Here is an 8,014-nt window from a genome sequence, read left to right as displayed (position 1 = left end):
GCGAGCATCCGCCGTGCACCTTCGCGGACGATCCCGTCGATCAGGGAGCCGTTCGGGGTGCTGCCGTCGGCATTGACTACGCTGAGCACGGGCGTGCCTTCCCGACCCGCGCTGCGAACGCGGGCCTACTCGGTGACCATCAATCGATCACTCGGGAAGGTACGCCCTCCGCGTTTCGCGAGGCACCCTTCCCGAGGCCGATCCACAGGTACTGAGCATTGCTCCGGCCGCGACCCGGTCCAGGACCAAGCGTGCAGACTGCCAAGCGCGTGGCTCTCGGCGGTTCGCATGCCGAGGGCCAGGCGTTCTGCACGAGGATGATTCCTGGCTGCCCAGCGTCAGCTGCTCGTGCCGATCCGACCTCGTGGCGGCGCACGTGCGTCGAGGTGAGAGGCTATGTCCCGCGCCGCCAGTGGATTGCGCCTCTGGTGTTCCGGGGGGAATCGGCCGGGGAAGGGCACCCGGTGTCGGCTCCGGGCTCACATGATTGTTCTGGTCGGGGCCAGGGGCTCCTGCTGCCCGTGTGAGGTCCGGGCCTGGGGGTAGGTGATGGTGCACTGACGCTCAGTGGCTACTCTCGTCCCTTTCGTCGATCGGCAGTGGAGGAGAGCAGACTGTGCGCAACGCCGCTGTGACGTCCGAGGGTGATCAGATCCGCTGGGTCGAGCTGCCGGGAGAGGAGCCGTCGCGCGTCTACGTCCATGGTCTGGGTGCCACGTCGCCGGCCTACTTCGCGGAGGTCGCGGTTCATCCCCTGCTGGCCGGACGCCGTTCGCTGCTGGTCGACTTGCTCGGGCACGGCATCAGTGACCGGCCGACCGGCTTCGACTACACCTTGGAAGCCCACGCCGATGCCCTCGCCGCGGCCTTGAACAGCGCGGGTATCGTGGGTGCCGAAGTGATCGCGCACAGCATGGGCGGCTCGGTGGCCATCGTCCTGGCCACCCGGCACCCTCAGCTGGTCTCCCGCCTGGTCCTGGTCGACGCCAACCTCGACCCGATCGTGCCCGCACCTGGTGCACCAGGCAGCAGCGGCATCGCCGCATACTCCGAGGAGGAGTTGCTGGCGGGAGGCTGGGAGGAGATCCGGGACCGGGCCGGCTCGCACTGGTGGTCCACGATGCGGCTGGCCGGCCGGGAAGCCCTGTACCGCAGCGCGGTGCACCTCACCCGCGGCACTACTCCCACCATGCGTCAGCTTCTGCTGCGTCTGAGGGTCCCCCGCACCTACTTGCTGCCTGAGGCCGATGCCCCGCTCCCGGGCACCGATGTGCTCACCGAGGCCGGGGTGGCCGTGGTCTCGATCCCGGACTGCGGGCACAACATCATGCTGGACAACCCCGAAGGGTTCGCCCGCGCCACCTCGGCGGCGCTTTCGGACCACGTCGGGCAAGAGCCCTGACCCGGTCTGCTTCGGCCCGGCGCAGCGGGGTCGAGGCGACGATGGTCGAGCCATGGCAGGCGTCGACCCTCGCGCAGGCGTTGGGGAGTTGCCTGGTGGCCTCCGGCTCCGCCGAACTTCCTTCCTCAGCCCTTGCCTTGGCGGGGGGAGCCGACACGGGCTGCGGCGCTCTTGGTGCCCCTACGGGGGAACCGTCGGGGGTCGCCCGGCACGAAGGGGCCGCCTTCTCGCTGCATGCCCTCCGGGCGAACTCCCGGCCCGGAGATCTCCCTCGTGCGCGCTCACTGCGACGGGTCATTCCAAGCGCGCCGGACTCCTCCTGTGATGGTGTGGCCGCTGTGGGGTGCCTGTCTCGGTGGTGGGCCGCCCCCTCCCTCCCGGCTGGGAGGGGACGCAGTCCGGGGGCGGCAGTGGATCGATCAGCCTGGGGTGCCGGTCGCGTCCTCCGGCGGGGCTCCGGCGTGCGTCGGTCAGGGGCTCGGGAGTGGGAACAGGGCCAGCGGGACGTGATGCTGGCCCGCGTGGATGTCGCGGTCGCGCAGGCTGCCCTGGGAAACCGGTCGCGGGAAAGAGATCTTGACGACGTGCAGTGCCGGGAGGCGGAAGATCTGCACGGTGTCCGCGTCGATGCCGTACAGCCGGGCGACAGTTGAGGCGTTGAGGTAGGCGGGGTCGGCGACGATCGTGTAGCCGACCGCGTCGCGCATGAACAGTTCCATCGTGACCCAGAAGGGGCCGGCGTTCTTGGAGCGGACCTCGAGGGCGAGGTCCGCGATGGTACGGGTCTCATGCATCGCCGACCTCCGGCAGGTTGATGCGGAACATGCTGGTGGGAGAGTCCACGTCGATGGCGTGGTGCAGTGCGAACTCGTAGACGGCGCCCCGCTCCGTCTCGGCCGGTGAGGTCGCGAACGCGAGGCTGGGCAGGTAGTTCATGTCCGGCGTGGGCAGGTGCAGCATCAGCGGGTTCGCGACTTTGGCGATGGCCGTGGCGGTCGCCTGGTCGGCGGCCCGTACGAGCAGCATGGCGCCGACCTCGCGGGGTGGCCGCCGGTCCGGCTCGATGGCGTCGAGGATGGCGTTGTGGCCGTACAGGCGCAGGTCGACGGCGTAGTCGTCGTCGCCCAGGCCGAGGGTGCGGTTCACCCATTCACCGATCATCTTGCGCATCAGGGCTGCCCACGTGTCGATCTGCCCGAGGATGTGCGGGTCGCGGATCGCGGTGAACGACATGGTTTCGTAGCCGGTGATCCGTGCGCCTTCGAGCTTGATCGTGTGCTGGTCGGCGGGTGTGAACCGGGATTTCTCAACCCTTACGCGGCGTGGGTCGAGGGCTTCGTAGACGGCGTCGGAGACGTCAATGGTGCCGGCCGGCTCGCGCATGGTGAACGGGTTGACCGTCTCGTAGAGCATGTGTGCGGCGACCGATGTGGGGGTGCAGGCGTTGTCGGGATCGAGCGGTTCGATCGTGAAGCCGTCCGCGTCGATGGTGGCCAGCACCCCGCCGGCGCGCGGGTTGGTGGTGCATTGCCCGCCGCACTCGACGATCTTCGCGGCGTGCCAGACGGGTCCGGCAGGCATGCCCTTCATCAGGGGGAACGCGGCCGCTATGGCGGTGTCGGTGGCCCGCCCGGCGAGCACCACGTCGGCGCCGGACTCAAGGGCCGCCACGATTGGTTCGTGGCCCATCATGCCGACGATGTGCCGGCAGCTGTCGAGTGTTGCGGTGTCGAGCGGTCCGACGGGAGCCAGTGGGTGGATGCGGTTGAGTCGTTCGCTGAGGTCGGCGGCCCGCTGCTCGCTGTAGATGGTGGCGACCTTCAGGTCGAGGCCCTCCTCGGCGAGGATGGCGCGGGTCATGTCGGCGACCCAGTCGACGCCCGAGTCGGTGCCGCTGGTACCGCACGAGCCGATGATCAGTGGGATTCCGGCGTCGGCGGCGGCGCGCAGGAGCAGCCGCAGGTCCTGGGCGACGGCCGCGGCTGCGGTCTTGGCGATGCCGGTGCCCAGGTAGTAGGGGCCGGAGTCGGTCGAGCCGCCGTCCACGGCGATGACGTCGGCGCCCAGTTCGAGGCCGCGGGTCAGGGTCTCGGGCGGGAATCCCGCGCCGAGCATGCCGACCGGTGTGAGGACGCGTACTTCGTTCACCGCGATGCTCCTTGTATTGGTGATGGGGCGGAGGGGCAGGGCCGCCGGGCGGCCGGGGAAGGGACGTCGGCTGAGGAAGGTGCTTTCCGGGGCGGGTAGCCGTGCGTGACTCCGCCACCGGACTCGGCGGGTTCACCGGCGTGGTGGCGGCTCACCGCGGTCCTGTCACGGCGTGGGCGGGGTGCCCGGCGAGGGCGGCGACCAGTTCGCGGGCGCCCTTCATCCCCGCGTCGCGGCGGGCCTCGGCGGTCTGCCCGGCCATGTGCGAGAAGACGGTGATCCCGGCGACGTCACGCAGCACGCTTCCGGTCGGCAGGGGCTCGGTCTCCGTGACGTCCAGGGCCGCGCCGGCGATCCGGCCGGTGCGGACGGCTTCGGCCAGGGCGTGCTCGTCGACGATGCCGCCGCGGGCGGTGTTGATCAGGTGCGCGGTTGGTTTCATCCTGGCGAGGGCCGTAGCGTCGATCAGGTGGCGGGTTCGGTCGGTGAGCGCTGTGTGGATCGACACGAAGTCCGATACGCGCAGCAGTTCTTCGAGAGGGAGACCCTGGGGCACGTTCAGGCCGAGCGCCTCGGCGAGGAACCTTGTCCGCTGGGCCACCGCGCCGCGTCCGATGATGCCGAGCATCTTGCCGCGCAGCTCGAAGCCGTCGCGGCGGGGCCAGCCGCCCGCGGCGACCCCGGCGGCCATGCCGACCAGGTCGCGGGCCTGCACGAGCAGCAGGCCGATGGTGTACTCGGCGACCGCGTTGGCGTTGACGCCGGGCAGGTTGCTGACGCTGATGCCGAGCCGTGACGCGGCGTCGACATCGACGGAGTCGTATCCGACGCCGGTACGCACGACGGCCCGCAGCAGCGGTGCCTGGCCGAGCACCTCGGCTGTCAGCGGCTCGTTGGCGACCAGCGCGCCCGTCACGCCGTCCAGGGCGGTGATGAGCTGGTCGGCGGTGCGCTGCGCGCCCATCGGGTCGTGGCGGGTGGTGAAGCCAAGGCTGGTGAGGTGGTTGTCGACCTCGTCACCCGGGGTCAGATAGTCGGTGGTGATCAAAAGGGTGGGCATAGGGCTTCACTTCAGGATCGGGGTGACGGCCAGGCGGTGGAGCCGGCCGAGTCGGAGCAGGACGAGGAGGGACAGGACGGCGAGGATCGCGATGTGGAGCATGAGCAGGTTCCAGCCGGTCAGGTCGACCGCGCCGCCGATCAGGGCGGGGCCGCCGAAGCCGCCGAGATACCAAGTCACCGCGTACAGACCGGTGTAGGTGCCGAGCACCCGGCTGGACGGGGCCAGGTTCCAAAGCGCGACGACCGCATTGATGAGGAAGGCGGCGGCGCCGACCGCGGCGATGCAGAAGACGGTGACCGTCGCCGTGGTGGTCCGCACCAGGGCACCGATGATCATCGCGGCGGCGAAGAGGGCTATCCCGGCGCCCATGGTCTTCACGCGGCCCCAGCGCTCGGCAAGGAGCGCGGCCGGGTAGGCGGCGATCAGGTAGGCGATGCCGCTGGGCAGGGTGAGGCCGCCGGCTTCGCCCCGGGACAGGTCGAGGGCTTCCATGCCGTAGGGGGTGACGAGGGATCGTGAGGCGAACCATGCGCCCCCGAACAGCATGATGGTGAGCAGCAGGAGCAGGCGCCGCCGGTCGTGGTCGGTGAGCATCTCGGTGATGACGTGACGGAACGGCTCTCGTGCGGCCTGGGGTCCGGCGGTCGCCTCCTCGGCCACTGCGGCCCGATAGGCGGCCGACCGGTTGTCGCGCACTTTGACGACGACGATGCCGGTGACCAGAAGCAGAATCGCGGACGGGATGGCGAATGCCGCCCTGGGGTGTTCGTCGACGACGAAGATGCTGATTAGTGACGCGACGATGATGGTCAGCGCGGTGGCGATCTTGACGATGGCGTTGGCGCGGCTGCGCCGTTCCGGCGCGATGAAGTCCGGTACGAGTGACTCGGCGAGCGGGCGCATGGTGTTGGCGACCAGCGCGTATCCGACCATGACCGCGATCAGCATGGCCGCCGACGTGGTCCAGGGCAGGACGGTGAAGAGCAGCGCCGCGAGGGGCATGCCGACCGCCAGGTACGGCACGCGCCGTCCCCACCTGGTGCGGGTGTTGTCGGACCGGTTGCCGATCCAGGGCTGGACGAAGATGCCGAGCAGGTTGTCCATGCCCATGAGCGCGCCGACCAGGGCGGCGCTGGTGACGTGCTCGCGCAGCAGTACCGGCACCTGACTGTCGTAGAAGTTCCAGGTTGCTTCCTGGGCGAACAGGGTGAGTGCGATGAAGAAGGTGATTCTCCGGGGGGTTTCAGCCATGTGACCTCCACGTGTCCGGCGTCACGCTATTTTGATGTAGCAAAATAATCAACAGTTGCAAGATGACTTCACCATGGCATGAGTTAGGGTGCGGTCATGAACTCCGCTGAGACCCTCGCCGACCAGGCATACCGATATGTCCGCACCGCGATCGCCAGCGGGGAGCTCGCGGCCGGGGAGAAGGTGACCGAGCGCGGCATGGCCGACCGGCTCGCCATCAGCCCCACACCGGTCCGTGAGGCCCTGCGACGCCTGGAGCTCGACGGCCTCATCGAGAGGATCGGCCCACGGACGGTGCTGGTGGCCGAGATCCGCGACGCCGCCAAGGACGACCTCGCGGAGGTCGAGGTCGGACTGCGCGGCCTGGTCGCCCGGTTCGCCGCCCGTCACGCCGCCGCCGAGCAGCTCGACGCCCTCGATGCCCTCCTCGACCGCGCCGACGACCTGCTCATCCTGCTCAAGGAGCGCAGTCGCCAGGACCGGCCAACCGACCGGCACCTGACCGAACTCCTCGACACCATGCAGGAGTTCAACGACACGGTCAGCGCCTGCGCCCACAATCCCGTACTGGTCCGCATGCTCGAACACAGCCGCGTGTTCACCCCCACCCGCCGCCGCGAGCTGCTGCTGAGCCGCGTCGCCGAGGACGAGACGTTCGGCCTGGAGCGGTACTCGAGCCACCGCGCCCTGGTCCGCGCCCTGCGTGCCCGCGACGAGGCCACCGCCGAACGCCTCGCCCTGTCGGACGCCCAGGGCGGCCTCAACGCGCTGCGGGAGGCCCGGTGAGCCGCCACCGCATCGCCGTGATTCCCGGCGACGGCATCGGCAGGGAGGTCGTGCCCGCCGCCCTGGCCGCGCTGCACGCCACCGCCGACCGCTTCGGCATCAGCCTCCACCTCGACGAATTCGGGTTCGCCAGCGCCGAGTACTGGCAGCGCCACGGCACGATGATGCCGGCCGACTGGGAAGAGACCCTGCGCGGCTACGACGCCATCTACTTCGGCGCTGTCGGCTGGCCCGAGATCGTGCCCGACCACATATCTCTGTGGGGCAGCCTCCTGCAGATCAGAAGAACCTTCGACCAGTACGTGAACCTGCGCCCCTGCCGGCTCATGCCCGGAGTGCGCAGCCCGCTGGCTGGCCGCGAGCCCGGTGACATCGACTTCGTCGTGGTGCGCGAGAACACCGAGGGCGAGTACTCCAGCGTCGGAGGGCGCGTCTTCGAGGGCACCGAACGAGAGACCGTTCTCCAGGAGACCGTCATGACCCGCATCGGCGTCGACCGGGTCCTGCGCTTCGCCTACGAGCAAGCAGCGCGCCGTCCCGCCCGGCGCCTCACCTCGGCCACCAAGAGCAACGGCATCTCCATCTCGATGCCGTACTGGGACGAGCGCGTCGCCGACATGGCCGGACAGTTCCCCGGCGTGCGGGTCGACAAGCTCCACATCGACGCGCTGGCCGCGCAGTTCGTCCTGCACCCCGACCGTTTCGACGTCGTGGTGGCCAGCAACCTCTTCGGTGACATCCTCTCCGACCTGGGCCCGGCCTGCGCCGGAACGCTCGGCATCGCCCCCAGCGCCAACATCAACCCCGAGCGCGACCACCCCAGCCTGTTCGAGCCGGTGCACGGCTCCGCCCCCGACATCGCCGGGCAGGGGATCGCCAACCCGGTGGGCCAGATCTGGTGCGCCTCGATGATGCTGGAGCACCTCGGCCACCCCGAGGCGGCCGCCCACCTGCTCGGCGCGATCGAGGACGTGTTGGCCCTCGGCCCCGCCGAGGCACCCCTCACGTTCGACCTGCACGGCAAGGGCACCACGGTCGAATTGGCCCGCGCGATAGCGGACCGGGTCCGCGAACGGCCGCCGAACTGACACCGCTGCCCGCCCCCGCGCCGATTCCTCAAGGTGCTCCCGCTGATCGGGGGGGGCGATGCCGGCCAGCGCCATCCGCATGGGGGCGGTCGGCGAGCGCTTCGACGAGTCCCGGGACGATTTCCTCAGCGCCTCGCACGAAAGCTCGACTGCTCCCCAGGGCGTGTGGGTCGATCGATTCGCGTGTGAGGTGGTGGATGCGGTTGGTGGGCGTCCGAGCTGTGTGTTGCGGCGCTCGCGGGGCATTCGCACGGGACACGGGCGAGGAGCCCCGAC

At 69.8% G+C, this 8,014-nt stretch carries 7 protein-coding genes and 1 pseudogene; 4 read left to right on the top strand and 4 right to left on the bottom strand.

The features are described 5' to 3' along the window. Nucleotides 1-616: 616 nt before the first annotated feature. Together ABT296_RS29725 and ABT296_RS29720 are read left to right on the top strand one after the other, a co-directional pair. Entirely contained in the window at nt 617-1,402 is a 786-nt protein-coding gene (locus ABT296_RS29725) for an alpha/beta fold hydrolase (RefSeq protein ID WP_351931757.1), read from the top strand. A gap of 41 nt (nt 1,403-1,443) precedes the next feature. Beyond that, a pseudogene (locus tag ABT296_RS29720) lies at nt 1,444-1,542 on the top strand (hypothetical protein); the annotation flags it as partial. A 330-nt stretch (nt 1,543-1,872) separates the two neighbouring features. Here the strand turns inward: ABT296_RS29720 and ABT296_RS29715 are convergent. From ABT296_RS29715 to ABT296_RS29700, 4 genes are all read right to left on the bottom strand, one after another. Then, nucleotides 1,873-2,196: a DUF4387 domain-containing protein gene (locus ABT296_RS29715; RefSeq protein ID WP_351931756.1), complete on the bottom strand. Its 324-nt coding sequence runs from the start codon at nt 2,194-2,196 to the stop codon at nt 1,873-1,875. After that, nucleotides 2,189-3,550, bottom strand: coding sequence for an acyclic terpene utilization AtuA family protein (locus ABT296_RS29710; RefSeq protein ID WP_351931755.1), 1,362 nt, complete (start codon nt 3,548-3,550; stop codon nt 2,189-2,191). The genes ABT296_RS29715 and ABT296_RS29710 overlap by 8 nt, the downstream gene beginning before the upstream one ends. A 151-nt stretch (nt 3,551-3,701) precedes the next feature. After that, nucleotides 3,702-4,610 (bottom strand): NAD(P)-dependent oxidoreductase, encoded by a 909-nt coding sequence (locus tag ABT296_RS29705; protein ID WP_351931754.1) that lies wholly within the window; start codon nt 4,608-4,610, stop codon nt 3,702-3,704. A gap of 6 nt (nt 4,611-4,616) precedes the next feature. Continuing rightward, complete coding sequence (locus ABT296_RS29700; RefSeq protein WP_351931753.1) at nt 4,617-5,864, bottom strand: MFS transporter; 1,248 nt, start codon at nt 5,862-5,864, stop codon at nt 4,617-4,619. Nucleotides 5,865-5,960: 96 nt separating this feature from the next. On the opposite strand from ABT296_RS29700, the gene ABT296_RS29695 reads away from it, so the two are divergent. Both ABT296_RS29695 and ABT296_RS29690 read left to right on the top strand, forming a co-directional pair. Further along, nucleotides 5,961-6,650, top strand: coding sequence for a GntR family transcriptional regulator (locus tag ABT296_RS29695; protein WP_351931752.1), 690 nt, complete (start codon nt 5,961-5,963; stop codon nt 6,648-6,650). Next, entirely contained in the window at nt 6,647-7,738 is a 1,092-nt protein-coding gene (locus tag ABT296_RS29690) for a tartrate dehydrogenase (protein ID WP_351931751.1), read from the top strand. Before ABT296_RS29695 ends, ABT296_RS29690 begins: the two co-directional genes overlap by 4 nt. Nucleotides 7,739-8,014 lie beyond the last annotated feature (276 nt).

Source organism: Streptomyces sp. NPDC000983 (genome assembly GCF_040299205.1).
GTDB lineage: Bacteria > Actinomycetota > Actinomycetes > Streptomycetales > Streptomycetaceae > Streptomyces.
The sequence above is the reverse complement of the archived record's forward strand: the minus strand, read 5'-3'. Positions and strand labels throughout refer to the sequence as shown.

What these genes read in the sequence shown, in the direction of transcription:
- ABT296_RS29715 (WP_351931756.1), bottom strand. Translation starts at nt 2,196, where the DNA reads ATGCATGAGACCCGTACCATCGCGGACCTCGCCCTCGAGGTCCGCTCC.
- ABT296_RS29705 (WP_351931754.1), bottom strand. Translation starts at nt 4,610, where the DNA reads ATGCCCACCCTTTTGATCACCACCGACTATCTGACCCCGGGTGACGAG.
- ABT296_RS29700 (WP_351931753.1), bottom strand. Translation starts at nt 5,864, where the DNA reads ATGGCTGAAACCCCCCGGAGAATCACCTTCTTCATCGCACTCACCCTG.
- ABT296_RS29695 (WP_351931752.1), top strand. Translation starts at nt 5,961, where the DNA reads ATGAACTCCGCTGAGACCCTCGCCGACCAGGCATACCGATATGTCCGC.